The 14,988-nt window shown below is 69.0% G+C and carries 16 protein-coding genes, 1 pseudogene and 1 riboswitch; of the genes and pseudogenes, 11 read left to right on the plus strand and 6 right to left on the minus strand.

The window, feature by feature from the left end; genetic code table 11:
• The first annotated feature begins 50 nt into the window (after window positions 1–50).
• The 3 genes and pseudogenes from OF819_RS16435 to OF819_RS16445 form a co-directional block, all read left to right on the plus strand.
• Window positions 51–1,061, plus strand: coding sequence for an LLM class F420-dependent oxidoreductase (locus OF819_RS16435; protein WP_267244286.1), 1,011 nt, complete (start codon window positions 51–53; stop codon window positions 1,059–1,061).
• Window positions 1,062–1,178: 117 nt separating this feature from the next.
• Window positions 1,179–1,382 carry a cold-shock protein gene (locus tag OF819_RS16440; RefSeq protein ID WP_267244287.1) on the plus strand — a complete coding sequence of 68 codons (204 nt, stop codon included), beginning with the start codon at window positions 1,179–1,181 and terminating at the stop codon, window positions 1,380–1,382.
• Between the two features lie 32 nt (window positions 1,383–1,414).
• A pseudogene (locus OF819_RS16445) lies at window positions 1,415–1,834 on the plus strand (Uma2 family endonuclease); the annotation flags it as partial.
• 229 nt (window positions 1,835–2,063) lie between these two features.
• Here OF819_RS16445 and OF819_RS16450 read toward each other — a convergent pair.
• Entirely contained in the window at window positions 2,064–2,204 is a 141-nt protein-coding gene (locus OF819_RS16450) for a hypothetical protein (protein WP_267244288.1), read from the minus strand.
• 643 nt (window positions 2,205–2,847) lie between these two features.
• On the opposite strand from OF819_RS16450, the gene OF819_RS16455 reads away from it, so the two are divergent.
• The 4 genes from OF819_RS16455 to OF819_RS16470 all read left to right on the plus strand — a co-directional run bounded on the left by OF819_RS16455 (window position 2,848) and on the right by OF819_RS16470 (window position 6,798).
• On the plus strand, window positions 2,848–3,327 hold the full coding sequence (locus OF819_RS16455; protein WP_267244289.1) for a hypothetical protein: 480 nt from the start codon (window positions 2,848–2,850) through the stop codon (window positions 3,325–3,327).
• 200 nt (window positions 3,328–3,527) lie between these two features.
• Window positions 3,528–5,459, plus strand: a complete 1,932-nt coding sequence (locus OF819_RS16460; RefSeq protein ID WP_267244290.1) for a hypothetical protein — start codon at window positions 3,528–3,530, stop codon at window positions 5,457–5,459.
• Window positions 5,460–5,768: 309 nt separating this feature from the next.
• On the plus strand, window positions 5,769–6,485 hold the full coding sequence (locus OF819_RS16465; RefSeq protein WP_267244291.1) for an ISAs1 family transposase: 717 nt from the start codon (window positions 5,769–5,771) through the stop codon (window positions 6,483–6,485).
• Between the two features lie 34 nt (window positions 6,486–6,519).
• Entirely contained in the window at window positions 6,520–6,798 is a 279-nt protein-coding gene (locus tag OF819_RS16470) for a YncE family protein (RefSeq protein ID WP_267244292.1), read from the plus strand.
• A 68-nt stretch (window positions 6,799–6,866) separates the two neighbouring features.
• Here the strand turns inward: OF819_RS16470 and OF819_RS16475 are convergent, their stop codons facing one another.
• From OF819_RS16475 to OF819_RS16485, 3 genes are all read right to left on the minus strand, one after another.
• Complete coding sequence (locus OF819_RS16475; RefSeq protein WP_267244293.1) at window positions 6,867–7,955, minus strand: prenyltransferase; 1,089 nt, start codon at window positions 7,953–7,955, stop codon at window positions 6,867–6,869.
• Window positions 7,952–8,704: a class I SAM-dependent methyltransferase gene (locus OF819_RS16480; protein ID WP_267244294.1), complete on the minus strand. Its 753-nt coding sequence runs from the start codon at window positions 8,702–8,704 to the stop codon at window positions 7,952–7,954. Before OF819_RS16480 ends, OF819_RS16475 begins: the two co-directional genes overlap by 4 nt.
• Before the next feature lie 286 nt (window positions 8,705–8,990).
• Complete coding sequence (locus OF819_RS16485) at window positions 8,991–10,343, minus strand: glycosyltransferase family 4 protein (RefSeq protein ID WP_267244295.1); 1,353 nt, start codon at window positions 10,341–10,343, stop codon at window positions 8,991–8,993.
• 252 nt (window positions 10,344–10,595) lie between these two features.
• Between OF819_RS16485 and OF819_RS16490 the strand changes: the two genes are divergently transcribed.
• From OF819_RS16490 to OF819_RS16500, 3 genes are read left to right on the plus strand one after another with little or no spacing between them, the layout of a single operon-like run.
• Window positions 10,596–11,264, plus strand: coding sequence for a TetR family transcriptional regulator (locus OF819_RS16490; protein ID WP_267244296.1), 669 nt, complete (start codon window positions 10,596–10,598; stop codon window positions 11,262–11,264).
• A 43-nt stretch (window positions 11,265–11,307) separates the two neighbouring features.
• Window positions 11,308–11,511, plus strand: a complete 204-nt coding sequence (locus tag OF819_RS16495) for a hypothetical protein (RefSeq protein WP_267244297.1) — start codon at window positions 11,308–11,310, stop codon at window positions 11,509–11,511.
• Entirely contained in the window at window positions 11,508–11,888 is a 381-nt protein-coding gene (locus OF819_RS16500) for a hypothetical protein (RefSeq protein ID WP_267244298.1), read from the plus strand. The genes OF819_RS16495 and OF819_RS16500 overlap by 4 nt, the downstream gene beginning before the upstream one ends.
• 18 nt (window positions 11,889–11,906) lie before the next feature.
• Here the strand turns inward: OF819_RS16500 and OF819_RS16505 are convergent, their stop codons facing one another.
• Both OF819_RS16505 and OF819_RS16510 read right to left on the minus strand, forming a co-directional pair.
• The gene (locus tag OF819_RS16505; RefSeq protein ID WP_267244299.1) at window positions 11,907–12,140 is read right to left on the minus strand and encodes a ferredoxin; all 234 of its coding nucleotides are present in this window, start codon (window positions 12,138–12,140) and stop codon (window positions 11,907–11,909) included.
• 4 nt (window positions 12,141–12,144) lie between these two features.
• Window positions 12,145–13,608, minus strand: a complete 1,464-nt coding sequence (locus OF819_RS16510; RefSeq protein WP_267244300.1) for an aldehyde dehydrogenase — start codon at window positions 13,606–13,608, stop codon at window positions 12,145–12,147.
• 101 nt (window positions 13,609–13,709) lie between these two features.
• Here OF819_RS16510 and OF819_RS16515 point away from each other — a divergent pair, with 101 nt between their 5' ends.
• Window positions 13,710–14,747, plus strand: a complete 1,038-nt coding sequence (locus tag OF819_RS16515; protein WP_267244301.1) for an MBL fold metallo-hydrolase — start codon at window positions 13,710–13,712, stop codon at window positions 14,745–14,747.
• A 111-nt stretch (window positions 14,748–14,858) separates the two neighbouring features.
• A riboswitch (cobalamin riboswitch) is annotated at window positions 14,859–14,984 on the plus strand.
• Window positions 14,985–14,988 lie beyond the last annotated feature (4 nt).

The following is a 14,988-nucleotide window of genomic DNA, read 5'->3' on the forward strand; positions in this document are numbered from 1 at the left end:
TGGGTACGGGACGGGTACGGGATGAGTACGGGAGGGGCGGAGGGGTCGGCATGCGCTTGGGGCTCGCGCTCGGTTACTGGGGCCGGGGTCCCGACCCCGGCCAGCTGGAGCTGGCCCGGGAGGCCGAGCGGCTCGGCTATGACTCCGTGTGGACGGCGGAGGCCTGGGGCTCGGACGCCTTCACCCCGCTGACCTGGATCGCCGCGCACACCTCCCGTATCCGGCTGGGCACGGCGGTGGCCCAGATGGCGGCGCGCTCCCCCACCGCCACGGCGATGCACGCGCTCACCCTCGACCATCTGTCCGGCGGCCGGATGCTGCTGGGGCTCGGCCTCTCGGGGCCTCAGGTGGTGGAGGGCTGGTACGGCAGGCCGTTCCCCGCGAGCCCGCTGACGGCGACCCGCGAGTATGTGGAGGTCGTACGGCAGGCGCTGCGGCGGGAGGGGCCGGTGCGGCTGGAGGGGCGCTACTGCTCGCATCCGTACGCGGGCGAGGACGGCACCGGTCTCGGCAGACCGCTCAAGTCGATCACCCACCCGCTGCGGTCCGGCCTGCCGGTGCTGCTGGGCGCGGAAGGGCCGAAGAACATCGCCCAGACCACCCGTATCGCGGACGGCTGGCTGCCGCTGTACTGGTCGCCGATGCGGGCGGACGTCTACGAGGCGTCCCTCGGCGGACTCCCCGACGGCTTTATGATCGCCCCGCTGGCCCGTGCGGCGGTCTGCGACGACGTGGCCAAGGGGCTGCTGCCGGTCAAGGCGATGCTCGGCTTCTACATCGGCGGCATGGGGCACGCCTCCCGCAACTTCCACGCGGACCTGATGGCCCGGATGGGCTTCGAGGCCGAGGCGCGCCGCATCCAGGAGCTGTTCGCCCAGGGGCGGCGCGAGGAGGCGGCGCTGGCCGTGCCGGACGTCTTCGCCGACGAGATCTCCCTGATCGGCCCGCGCGCGCGGATCGCCGACCGGCTGGCGGCCTGGCGGTCGGGCCCGGTGACGGATCTGCTGGTCACGGCGCCGGACCGGGAGACGCTGAGGGTGCTGGCAGCGCTGAACGGGTAGTAGTTCCGCCCGACGGGGCCGCCCCATGCCGCTGCCATGGAGGCCCGGCCGTTTCCTTCGGGGCGCTGATGCGTTGACCGATGCGACAGCCTCTCTTGTCCGAAGGAGCCCTCCCCCATGGCTACCGGCACCGTGAAATGGTTCAACTCCGAGAAGGGGTTCGGGTTCATCAGCCCGGACAACGGCGGAGCCGATATCTTCGTGCACTACAGCGAAATCCAGAGCTCCGGTTTCCGGACCCTTGAGGAGAATCAGAAGGTCGAGTTCGAAATCGGCCAGGGGACGAAGGGGCCGCAGGCTCAGCAGGTCCGCCCCCTGTGACACCCGGCGCGACGGGGGCTTCGCTCCTCACCGCCGCCGAAGTCATCCGTGACCAGGTCCGGCCCCGAGCGCGGGAGCTCGGATGCGTGACCGGCTCCGGCAACGTCGACCTCCCGGGGTCGTCCAACTGGTACGTGCCCGACCTCGCCGTCGTCCCCGCGCAAGCCGCCAAGGGCGCGGGCGCGCTGCTCCCCGATCAGACGCTGCTCGTCGTCGAGGTCACCTCCGAGTCAAACGGCGAGACCGACCGCGTGGTGAAACGCCGCCGCTATGCGGAGTACGGCGCACCGCTCCATCTCCTGGTCGACCGCCAGGAGCAGAGTGTCACCCTGTACTCCGAGCCGGGGCGTCTCGGCTACTCCCGCGCCGACGGTCCACACCCGTACGGCGTCGTCATCCGCCTGCCCGAGGCCTTCGGTCTGGACCTGGACACCGGCGCACTCCGGGCGTGATGCGGACGGCAGGCCGGGGCGGTGTCCGGGTCGGGCCGATGGGCCTTAACCTTCCCGGACACGGCACTGGCGTTCACGATTCGCACAGTCGGCCCGTCACATGGCGCGCCAGGAACCAGGCCGGGCGGCGCATCCCGGCCGCTTCACGGCACCCTGCGGCCGCGCGCACCGCCCTGGCCTGTTCGGCGTGGTGATCTTCCCGGTGCCGGGCAGGGCTTGATCAAGTTCCTTAGGTGTCCGGGTTGTTGGTGATGCCCAGGATGGGGAGTGCTCGTTCGGGTTCATCGCGGATCGCCCGGGTGGTCTTGGCGATGTTGTCGGCTCCGAGGGCTTTCAGCGCGCCGATGGCGAGGTTGCGGAGGGTCGCCATGGCCCGTGGTGCCTGACGGCCCCGACGGCTCGGACACACAGACGATGCCTGCCCCAGCTTTCGCAGGCTCGCCCCCGGCCAAAAGGCAGAATACCGATCAGTTTCGGCCCTATATCGGGGGACATTGGGGTGGCCAGGAATCAACGCGATCTGCAGTTCGATGACGTCGTGAAGAGGCCCCTCCGAGCTGGTCGTTGCAGGTCGCAGGCGGGGCATATCAGAGTATCGTTCAATGGGAAATCAACTGGGGGGGCAGTTCCAGCCGTCATGGGGGCCGGATAAGAACGTCGCAATCAGCCTGCGGCCAGGTGATGGGCGAGAAGCCGCAGGGCCGCGCCGCATAGGTTGATCAACGAGGGGGTAGGCAGCAGCACGAAGATCCTGGTGCACACGGAGAATGACGCAAGGGCAGAAAGGTACGGACAGCAAGAGCGACGCGTGCACAGCCTGCGTCGGCGAAATGCGCCACTGTCTTTGTGGGCCCATTTGTCAGCGGCCCCCCGTCGGGGTGCGCGAGGTCTTGGCCCTTGAATATCAAGGTTTTGATCCCGGCATCGCGGCATCCCGGCATCGCGGCGAGGGGAAACAGCCTCTTCGCAAGGGTTGATTTCGTGTCCATCGAGAGAATCCGGAGGGAAGTCACATGACTTTTAAAAACATCTTCGACAGCGGCGAAAGTGAAGCCAAGTCCGCCGAAGAGTCCGCTCGGAAGGTCCATGAAAAGATTCCCGGGGCTCAGCCCGAAAGGGAAGGGGTCGATCCCGAGCTCTACGACGGCATTCCTGACCCTGTGCGCGACCCGAAGATTGTGCGCGACACGTCGCCTGAGGCCCTCAGCATCATGGAAAACTTCATCACCCCCCTATTCAAGAACACCCAGACGGCAGCGGCAAAGCAGAAAGAAGCCAGTGAGAACCCGGAGTCCACATCCGGTATGGCGTCTTCGGCCAATAATGAGGCATTCAAGAAGGTGAAAGTGGAGATCAAGGAAGAAGACCGGCCGAAGATCAGGGAGGAAGACCGTCCAAAGATCAGCGACGAGCAGCTGGAAGAATCGAGGAAGGATAACCGCCAATCAGCCAAAGATATTAAAAGGACCGACGACGGGTCAACCAAGGGGTGAGGTTGAGCTCGGAGCCGACTCGAGGGGCGCGAGGGCCGATCGAAGGCCTCAGCTTTATGAGTCCGCCGCCCTTGAGCAGCAGCACAACGGCCCCGCTCGGCAGCCTGACGACTCCTCACTGGGGCGTGCCGGGCCGTCAGCAGCTCACAAGTAATCCCTGACAAATCGTTCAGTTCTGGTATGCAAGGAGGCTGAAGGCCATGGGCGGTCCCACCAAGAACAATGTGAGTACGACTCATCTCGGCGAACGATTTGTGCGCCACCCGCTGACAAAGCGAAACCTGGAGGAACTCGGCATCGCCGGAAAGGCCGCTGCCATCCTGAAGCGGGACAAGGAAAAGCTGAAGCGGAAGGCCGAGAAGAAGGCGAAGGATGGGAGCGACCGGTATGTCTACCCTACCGGATTTTCTTTGAACAAGGGGCGATTCAACTTTCCCGAAAAGGACACTGCGCACGACCTCGGGTGGATCGCCTACATGACGGTGGGTGTGCCGCTCGTCGAAGAGCGAGGCGACATTGCGCAGCCCCCTCCCGACGTGATTGCCAAGCAGACGTACGTCAATCGGACTGACCCCATCCCCACCGACTGGTCGCACACGGTCGAATTCTCGATCTCGAACACGATCAGCTGGTCGCTCCAGGGACAGGTGCAGCTCACGTTCGGGGCAAAAGTCACTGCGTCACTGCAGCAACAGCTGCAGAAGAGCATGGCTTTGAATCAATCTCAGAAGACCACCCTGAAGAACAGCAAAGACAATCAAGGCGTTGATACGGAGTCTCAGTCGCAGACGACGAGCACGTCAACGGCCACGAGCACCGCCACGGGTACTGGCGAATTGTCGGCACAGCTGATGCTCGGGATCACGGGTTCTGTCAGTGGTTCGCTGACCACTTCGTTCAAGACTTCGTCCACGCTGAGCGGCAAAGTCGGCAGCCGCGTGGACGTCCTGGCCACGCAGCGACGTCAGGTGCGGAGGTTCGACTACGAATACCCCATCTCCTTCGGTGGGTGGGTCGCTCTGTATTACCCCGAGCCGGTGGAGGTCAAAGAGACCCTCCCAAGCGGCCCACAGGCCAAGGAGCCGAAATATTCCAGGGTGCTTGCATGGAAACTCGGCGAGACCGGCACGGCCGCGGAGGCTTTCGACTTGACCGATGAAGGCAAGCCGTTCCTGCAAAAAGGGGAGGCTGAGGTCGTTTCCACCCTTGCCGGGGTGCACGAGATCTTCGAGCTTGAAAAACTCAATTTCGATGTGGAGAAGCACCCCCTTCACAAGGGCAAAGGCAAGGAGCAGGAGCGCCCGAAAAAGGCTCCCTCGGTGCGCGCCTCCGGGCTGGGCAGCTCCTACGGCCTCGCGCTGGACGAGCCGAACAACAAGGCGTACGTCGCCGACCGGAACGGCAGGCTGTACGAGGTGGATCTCACCTCAAATCTCCGCTCCGGCAACTGGCGTGAGGTCGCGAGCGGCCTGGGCGACATCGTGGATGTGGCGCTGGACCTGTCGAAGAAGGTCGCGTACGTCACCGACTACTCAGGTGGCCGCCTGTGCAAGGTGAAGAACCTGTTCGATGACTCCAAGGCCGTCGAAGTCGTCGAGGTCGCCAAGGTCCCCTACGTGTACGGCCTCGCGCTGGACGGGTCGGACAGGGCCTATGTCACCGACTACAACAACGGGCAGTTGATCGCGGTCAATCTGAAGGACGAACTGGAGAGCGGAGAGGCAAGGACGAAGCCGGTCATCGGGGGTATGGCGTATGCCTCCGGAGTAGCGCTGGACAGGGACGGCAGGAAAGCGTACGTCGGCCGGTACGGCAGCGGCCCTCTGTACGAGGTCGACCTCAATCCCCCTTCCGGCGCCACCAAGAGCGATGTCGCCACCTTCTCCGCAAGCACCCGCGTCGCGCTGGACGGCAAGGGCCGCGCATACGTCTCCGACCATGCGGGCGATTGCCTGCACGAGGTCGACCTGAATGAGAAGACCAAGGGCCTGCAGCGCGTGGTCGCCACCGGGCTTGGCGATGCTTGCGGCGTCGGGCTGCACAGCCGCACCGGCAAGATCTACGTCAGCAATATGTCCGGCCAGCTGTGGGAGATCCCCGACGTGCTGCCCGAGGCTCGGGAAACGTTGTAGCGTAAAACGTCTTTCGCGGGTGGGCGGGCATGGCTTCCTTGATCGTGTGGGTTGTCGACAGGGCGGTTGCAATTTCCGGGGTCGTGCGGCCGGTCGGGTAGCGATCGGTTGGGGTGCATACCAGAGCAGGCACGGGCTTCGTGATCATTGTGGTGTCTGAAGCCCAATGATCATGAGGTGGCCCGTGCCTGCTGCCATATCTTCTCCTGTCCCTGTCGACGGCAAAGCACTCAAGGGATCAGCCCGTCTCACCGCGACGCCCCGGCATCTGCTCTCCATCTGCTCTCCGCGGTCACTCACGGCACCGTCGTGACCCTCGCCCAGGTGGAGGTCGGCGCGAAGACGAACGAAACTACACACTTCCGTCCGCTGCTGGCACCGCTGGGCCTGGCCGGCACCGTCGTCACCTTCGATGCCCTGCACTCGGTCAAGGCGAACATCTCGTGGCTGGTCGAGACCAAGAAGGCCCACTACATCGCCGTGATCAAAGCCAACCAGCCGACCGCTTACAGCCAGCTCGCTGCCCTGGCATGGCAGGACATTCCCGTCCAGCACACCGCCTCCGCCTCCGGGCACGGCAGGCGGGAATCCCGCTCGATCAAGACCTGCGGGATCGCGGACCAACTCGGCGGAATCGCCTTCCCCCACGCTCGCCTGGCCATCCGCGTCCATCGCCGCCGCAAGCCCACCGGCGAACGCGAGACCCGCGAGAGCGTCTACGCCGTCACCAGCCTCGACGCCCACCAGACCGACCCGGCCGATCTGGCCGCCGCGGTTCGCGGGCACTGGGGAGTGGAGAACTCCTCGCACCACATCAGCAACGTCACCTTCGCCGAGGACGCCTCCACCGTTCACACCGGGACCGCACCACGGGCCATGGCGACCCTCCGCAACCTCGCCATCGGCGCGCTGAAAGCCCTCGGAGCCGACAACATCGCCAAGACCACCCGGGCGATCCGCGATGAACCCGAACGAGCACTCCCCATCCTGGGCAACACCAACAACCCGGACACCTACGGAACTTGATCAAGCCCTGGGAGAAGACGGCACACCAGCGCGGATGGCGCGCTTATATTCCGGCTACAGCTGCGACATGGCGCTGGACGGCACGGGCAAGGCATACGTCTCCGACCACTACAGCGACCGCATGTACGAGGTCCACCTGTCCGACGGCGCGCAGCGCGAGGTGGTCAAAGCCAGCAGCGGCGCCTTCTCCCCGCTCGGCGTCGCGTGGGACAGCGGCAGTCGCATGCTCTACATCAGCACCTGGGAAGGCCAGCTGTGGCGGATCTCCCAGCGTGCTCTCCAGAGCCCCGGCATGGTCGAAATCAAGGCCTAGCGCAGGGGGCTTTGCGCAGGAGGCTTTGCGCAGGGGGCGGGCACTGGGGGCCCGCCCACCGCCCATCCTTACCGGGGCCTGTCGGCGCAGCACTCCGGGGTCAGCCCCTTCGGGAGGCGTTCGCCGCCGAAGACCGCGACCGTCGCCTCGTCGCCGCCGAGCGCGGCCACCGCGAGCAGCAGGGAGCCGGCCGTCCAGGTGGTCTGCTCCTCGGGCCAGATCGCGCGGTCCTCGAAGACGTACCCCGTCCAGTACATGCCGCCCTCGGCGCGCAGATGGCGGATCGACTGGAGGATCTCCAGGGCACGGTCGGACTCGCCCATCGCCCAGAGCGCGAGGGCCAGTTCGCAGCTTTCGCCGCCCGTCACCCAGGGGTTGGGCAGCACACAGCGGACGCCGAGGCCGGGGACCACGAAGTCGTCCCAGCGGTCCTCGATGCGGGCCTTGGCCTCCGGGCCGGTGAGGGCGCCGCCGAGGACGGGGTAGTACCAGTCCATCGAGTAGCGGCTCTTGTCGAGGAAGCGCTCCGGGTGGCTGCGGATGGCATGGGCGAGCGCCCCGGCCGCCAGCTCCCAGTCGGGCTGTGGCTCCTCGCGTTCCTCGGCGATGGCGAGGGCGCAGCGCAGCGCGTGGTGGATGGAGGAACTCCCGGTCAGCAGCGCGTCGTTGACGGGCGTTCCGTCGGCCTCGCGCTTCCAGCCGATCTGGCCGCCGGGCTGCTGGAGCGCCAGGGTGAACTCGATCGCCGCGCGGACGGTGGGCCACATGCGGTCGAGGAAGGCGTCATCGCCGGTGGAGAGGTAGTGGTGCCAGACGCCGACGGCTATATAGGCGCAGAAGTTGGTCTCGCGGCCGAGGTCGGTGGGCCGGCCGGCCTCGCCGTCGTGGTAGGCGGCGTACCAGGAGCCGTCGTCGTTCTGGTGCCGGGCCAGCCACTCGTACGCGCGTGCCGCGGCCTCGTGCTCGCCGGCCGCGTCCAGCGCCATCGCGGCCTCGGTGTGGTCCCACGGGTCGAGGTGGTGCCCGCGGAACCAGGGGATCGCGCCGTCCTCACGCTGGACGGCGCGTATCCCGGCGACGGTCTCGGCGGCCTGCTCGGCGGTGAGGACTCCGGTCAGGGCGAGATGCTCGGTCCGCTCGGACGGCGTCGGCGTCACCGGGTGACGTCCGCGGACTGCTCGGGCCGGCGGGGCTGATGGGGCTTCGTCGCGTACGCCACGAAGCTCTTGCCGATCAGCGGGTTGAGCGCCTGCTCGGCGACCCGCGTGGCCAGCGGCTTCTTCATGATGTCCCAGACCAGCAGCTTGTGGTACGCGCGGACCGGCAGCGCCTTGTCGTTGTCGACGCCGAACGCGCACTTGAGCCACCAGTACGGGGAGTGCAGCGCGTGCGCGTGGTGGGTGCCGTACGGCTTGAGCCCGGCCTCCCGCATCTTCGCCAGCAGCTCGTCGGCCCGGTAGATGCGGATATGGCCGCCCTCGACCTCGTGGTAGGCGTCGCTGAGCGCCCAGCAGATCTTCTCCGGGCCGTAGCGGGGGACGGTGACCGCGATCCGGCCGCCGGGCTTGAGGACCCGCACCATCTCGCCGAGCACGCCCTTGTCGTCGTGGATGTGCTCCATCACCTCGGAGATGATCACGACGTCGAACGAGGCGTCGGGGAAGGGGAGGTTCAGCGCATCGCCCTCCATGGCGGTGGCGGTCGCGCCCTGCGGGGCCTCCCCCGCCTCCTTCATGGCCGCGAACCACTTGGCGACCTCGCGGATCTCCTCGCCGTTCTGGTCGAGGGCCACGACCTGGGCGCCCCGCCGATAGCACTCGAACGCGTGCCGCCCGGCCCCACAGCCAAGGTCCAGCACGCGATCGCCCGGCGCGAGCGGGAATCGGGAGAAGTCGACGGTCAGCAAGGAGTCAGCCCTTCGGGATACGTCATGTTTCGGGCCGCGGAGCGGCCGGTGCCCGGCCCTGCGGCCGCGGCGCGGCGACCCTGAACCGGGGGCCTGGGGCCCACACGCCGGGCCGCGGAGCGGCCGGTGCCGGGGACCGTCGCGAGCGTGGGCCGCAGGCCCACAAGCCGGGCCGGCGGCGCGGAGCGCCGAGAGCCGGACCCCGGGAACCTGGGCGTGGGCCACAGGCCCACGCACCCGGCCGCGGAGCGGCCCGGAAGCAGCGGCGCGGAGCGCCGGAGCGCCGTCACCGCACCGCCCCCGCCGCGGCGATCGACTCGCGGTACCGCTCCACGGTCCCCCGCGCCGCCCGCGCCCAGGTGAAACGATCCAGCACCCGGGCCCGGCCCGCCGCGCCCAGACGGGTGCGGAGTTCCTCGTCACCGAGCAGCCGGCCGAGCGCCGCGGCCAGCGCGCCCGCGTCGCCGGGCGGGACGGCCAGACAGGTCTCCCCGTCGGGCCCGGCGACTTCGGGGATCGCCCCGCCTGTGGTGGCGACCAGCGGCGTCCCCGTGGCCATCGCCTCCGCGGCGGGCAGCGAGAACCCCTCGTACAGCGACGGCACACACGCGATCTGCGCCCCGCGCACCAGGTCGACGAGCTGCGCGTCCGAGATGCCCTTGACGAATTCGACGGCGCCCTCCAGCCCGTACCGCTCGATCATCTGGGCGACGGGCCCGTCCTCGGCGCGCTTGCCGACGACGACGAGGTGTGCGGCGGGGTGCTCGGCGCGGAGCTTGGCAAGCGCCTCGACGAGGTGGACGAGACCCTTGAGCGGTACGTCCGCGCTGGAGGTGGTGACGATGCGCCCGGGCACCTCGGGGACGGCCGGGTCGGGCGAGAAGAGGTCGGTGTCGGCGCCGATGTGCACGACGTGGACGCGCTCCGGACGCACCCCGAGGTGGTCGACGATCTCCTGCCGTGAGGAGCCGGAGACGGTCAGCACGGACGGCAGCCGGCGCGCCACGCGCTTCTGCATCCGGGTGAAGCCGTACCAGCGGCGTACGGAGGCGCGCCGCTTCCAGTCCCCGGCGGCGTCCAGTTCGAGCTGCCGGTCGACGGTGATCGGGTGGTGCACGGTGGTGACCAGCGGCGCGCCGAGGCCGCCGAGGAGGCCGTAGCCGAGCGTCTGGTTGTCGTGGACGACGTCGAACTCGCCGCGCCGTGCGGCGAGGTGCCTGCGGGCCCGCAGGGAGAAGGTGAGGGGCTCGGGGAAGCCTCCGGTCCACATGGTGGCGACTTCGAGGGCGTCGATCCAGTCGCGGTACTCGTCGCGCTTCGGCGTCCGGAAGGGGTCGGGGCTGCGGTACAGGTCGAGGCTGGGCAGCTCGGTGAGGGTCACGCCCTCGTCGAGTACGGGGTAGGGCTGGGCGCCGATGACCTCGACGCGGTGCCCGAGGCGGGCCAGCTCGCGCGACAGATGGCGGACGTAGACACCCTGGCCGCCGCAGAACGGATTCCCCTTGTAGGTGAGGAGGGCGATGCGCAGCGGACCGTCGCCGCCGCTGCCGCCGTCGCCTCGGCCGTCCCGGCCGGTCCTGCTGCCCCTGTCCCGGGCGCGGTCCGCACGGGGACCCGCGGCTATGGCCTCAGCGGTCACTCGCGGCCCCCTTCTCGCTGCGTTTCGCGGGAGCGTAACCGCTCGCGCTAATCTAGAACAAGTTTCAGACTTGATCGCTCAAGGAGCTCCGAATCTACCGGCAGGTAGCGCCACTGTAAGGGCCGGAACAGGTGATTCGCGCCACGGCGGAGGCCCTGCCATGCTGTGCGGTCCGCGGACGCCCGCGGAGGCCCGCAGTGGTGCGTACGCGTACGGAGAACAGGACGACGGGACGACGGGACGACGGGACAGATGACAGCAGCCGAAGCCACGTCGAAGTCGCCGGCAGGGTCGAGGACGGGGGCAAAGGCGGTAGCGCCGCTCAAGGAGGCCGCGCCGCCTTTGACGGAGCGCCAGGAGGCGCGCCGCCGTCGCATCCTGCACGCCAGCGCCCAGCTCGCCAGCCGCGGCGGCTTCGACGCCGTCCAGATGCGCGAGGTCGCCGAGGCGGCGGAAGTCGCGCTCGGCACGCTCTACCGCTACTTCCCGTCCAAGATCCATCTGCTGGTCGCCACCATGCAGGACCAGCTGGGGCGTCTGCACTCCACACTGCGCAAGAAGCCCCCCGCCGGGGACACCGCGGCGGAGCGGGTTGCGCAGACGCTGATGCGGGCGTTCCGCGCGCTCCAGCGGGAGCCGCAGCTGGCGGACGCCATGGTCCGCGCGCTGACGTTCGCGGACCGCAGCGTGAGCCCCGAGGTGGACACGGTCTCCCGGCTGACCACGGCGATCATCCTGGACGCGATGCGGCTGGAGGACCCCACCCCTGAGCAGCTGTCCGCGGTGCGGGTGATCGAGCACACCTGGCACTCGGCGCTGATCACCTGGCTTTCGGGGCGGGCGTCGATCGCCCAGGTGAAGATCGATATCGAGACGGTCTGCCGGCTGATCGACCTGACGACGCCGTCAGCCGGCGATTGACATTTGCTATCACCACCCATTGCACGCTTGATACCATCGCTCCATGCCGATGATCACAGTGGAGTTCACGGACGAAGAGCTCGCCGAGGCCAAGGCGCACGCCGCCTCGCTCGGCAAGTCCATGCGTGCCCATGCACACGACATAATCGTCGCGGACGCCCAGCGCGCGGCCTTCCTGAAGGACGCCGACAAGACCGTCGCCTACTACATGGACGTCTTCAAGGACGCCCCCGAGGGACAGCGTTGAGCCCTGTCATCCGGGTCGACGCAGGCTGGATCCTCGACATCCAGACGCGCGTCTCCCCCCTGAACACACCGATCGCCGACTGGGGCGCGCTCCACGTCATGGCCGACCGCCATGTCTACGAGCAGCCCCATGGCCAGCTCTATTACGAAGTACCAGCCGCCCGCGCGGCCACGCTGCTCCAGTGCGCTGTCCTGCTTCGGCCGTTCACCGACTACAACTCAGTGATCGGCTGGGCATGCGCCGACCAGTACATGGCCGCGTCTGGCGAGGCCATCACCCCTCCGAAGCCGGATGAGATCCACTTGCTGACCGGCGCGATCAGAGCCCAGGAAGCGGATCTCCGCGACATCGCCCGAGCCATCGCCTCCTGGCGCTGACCGGTACGGGGAGCCGGGCTACTCCTCCGGCGGGAACACCGGTTCCCCGCCTTCCCGCAGGGTGATGGCGATCGCCTCCACCGGGCAGTTCTCCGCCGCCGCGAGGATGTCCTCGTCCGGATCGGTCTCCGCCGACCGCGGGTGCGACTGGCGGGCGGCGTCCAGCCGGAAGCGGTCCGGGGCGCGGCCGGCGCACATGCCGGAGCCGATGCAGACGCCGCGGTCCACCTCCACATGCCAGCGGTCCCCCATCGCGTCAGCCTTCCCCGTGCCCGGCGGGCAGATGGATCATCTTGTGCTCCAGATACGCGCCGAATCCCTCGGGGCCGAACTCCCGCCCCACGCCGGAGTTCTTGTAGCCGCCGAACGGGCCGAGCATGTCCAGGCTGAAGGTGTTGACGTTGTACGTGCCCGTTCTGATGCGCCGGGCGAAGTCGACGCCGTGCTCGACATCGGCCGTCCAGACGCTGCCGCTGAGGCCGTAGTCGGAGTCGTTCGCGATGGTCGCGGCCTCGTCCTCGTCCCCGTACGGCAGCAGACAGATCACCGGGCCGAAGATCTCCTCGCGGGCGATGCGCATCGCGTTGTCGACGCCGCCGAAGAGCGTCGGCTCCACATACCAGCCGCGCTCCAGGCCCTCGGGGCGGCCGCCGCCGGTGAGGATCTTCGCGCCCTCCTCCTGGCCGATCCTGATGTAGTCGAGCGAGCGCTGCTGCTGCCGCCGGGCGACCAGCGGGCCGACCTGGGTCGCCGGGTCCAGCGGGTCGCCGACGGCCAGCGCGCGCGCCGCGGCCGCGAACGCCTCGGCGATCTCCTCGTACCGGCTGCGCGGCGCGAGGATACGAGTCTGGGCCACGCACGCCTGCCCGTTGTTCATCCAGGCCGCGGGCACGATCCCGGCGACGGCTGCCTCCAGGTCGGCGTCGGGGAGGATGACGGCCGCCGACTTGCCGCCCAGTTCCAGGGTGACGCGGGTCAGATGGCGCGACGCGACCTCCATCACGCGCTTGCCCGCCGCAACCGAGCCGGTGAAGGAGACCTTGTCGACGCCGGGGTGCCCGACGAGATACTCGCTGACCTCGCGGTCGGCGGGCAGGATCGACAGCACGCCCTCGGGCAGGCCGGCCTCCCGGACGATGTCGGCGAGGATGTACGAGTCGAGGGGGGACTCCGGGGACGGCTTGAGCACCGCCGTACAGCCGGCGAGCAGCGCGGGCCCCAGCTTCGCGGCGGCCGTGAACTGCGGGACGTTCCACGGCACCACCGCCGCCACCACCCCGACCGGCTCCCGCCGCACCAGGATCGGACCGAGGACCCCCGAGCGCCGCTCCTCGTACGCCGTGTGGTCACGCGCCACCGTGATCGCCGCGTCCCACACCATCATCGCGCCCAGCGCCTGCCCGAGAACGCTCCATGAATAAGGGGAGCCGTTCTGCGCGCTGATGCAGCGGGCGATCTCCTCGTGCCGTGCCATGACCGCGTCCTTGATCCTGCCCACCACGGCGATCCGCTCCTGAAGCGGCAGCCGCGGCCACGGCCCTTCGTCGAACGCCCGGCGCGCCGCGGCCACGGCCCTGTCGACATCCGCACGCGAGGCGTGCGGCACCCGGCCGATGACCTGCTCGGTGTGCGGCGAGACGACCTCGATCACCCCGTCGCCGTCAGGGTCGGCGAACTCCCCGCCGATGAACAGCTTTCCGTGTTCCACAAGGTCGGTCATGCCGCCGCCTTCCAACAGCCGAGCTGACACCGTTTCAGAACTGATACCAGTTCTAGTTATAGTGGGCAATGGCCGTGCCGCCGACCGGAGATGAGACGCCCATGTCCCACGTCATCGCGCACGGCGGAGGCGTCTGGTCCATCGCCGTGCCCATCCCCGGCAATCCCCTCGGGCATACGCTCGTCCATCTCCTCGACACCGGCCGCGGTCCCGTCCTCATCGACGCCGGCTGGGACGACCCGGCATCCTGGGACGCCCTGAGCGACGGGCTGGCCGCGCTCGGGACGTCGGCCGCCGAGCTGCACGGGGTGGTCGTCACCCACCATCACCCCGACCACCACGGGCTGTCGGGGCGGGTGCGGGAGGCATCCGGGGCGTGGATCGCGATGCACGCCGCAGACGCCGCAGTGGTGCGCCGCACCCGGGCCGCGGAGCCGGGTCTGTGGCTGGACTATCTCGCGGACAAGCTGGAGCGCGCCGGGGCCCCCGAGGAGCACATCGCCCCGCTGCGCGCCGCCCGCGCGGCCGGGCGCAGCGGTGAGCTGCCCGGGCTGCGGCCCGCGCTGCCCGACCGCGGGATCGCACCGGGGGAGCTGCTGGATCTGGCCGGGCGGCGGCTGCGCGCCGTGTGGACGCCCGGCCACACCCCCGGACATGTCTGCCTCCATCTCGAAGAGGACCATCCGGCTCGGCTGCCGGGCCACGGCAGGCTGTTCTCCGGCGACCATCTGCTGCCGGAGATCACCCCGCACATCGGGCTGTACGAGGACCCCGACGACGCCACCGTCACCGACCCCCTCGGCGACTACCTCGACTCCCTGGAACGGGTCGGCCGGCTCGGCCCCGCCGAGGTCCTCCCCTCCCATCAGCACGCCTTCACCGGCGCGCCCGCGCGCGTACGGGAGCTGCTCGCCCACCACGAGGCCCGGCTGACCGCCCTGCTCGGGCTGCTGGAGCGGCCCCTCACGCCCTGGCAGGCCGCGGAGCGGATGGACTGGAACAGACCGTGGGAGCAGATCCCGCACGGCTCCCGCAACATCGCCGTGTCGGAGGCGGAGGCACATCTGCGGCGGCTGGTGAAGCTGGGCCGCGCCGAGGCCGTCCCGGGCAGTGAGCCCGCGGCGTACGTCGCCGTGTGAGCGGTGAACAGTGAGCAGTGAGCGGAGGGGCGGCAAGCGGAGGGGCAGCGGGGCGGCGAAGGAGCGGCGGAGGGGGCGGGCACCGGGCCGTCAGATGACCTGCCGGTAGAGTGTGCGCGTCGTCATCATGCGCGTACGGGGGGAAGCCGGTGCAATTCCGGCGCTGACCCCGCAACCGTGAGCCGTCTGCCTCGCAGCCGGTGAGCCGGAATGCCCCGTATGCGTTCAATGACCGGCTCAC

Origin of the sequence: Streptomyces sp. PR69 (assembly GCF_026420845.1) — a bacterium.
Classification (GTDB): Bacteria; Actinomycetota; Actinomycetes; order Streptomycetales; family Streptomycetaceae; genus Streptomyces.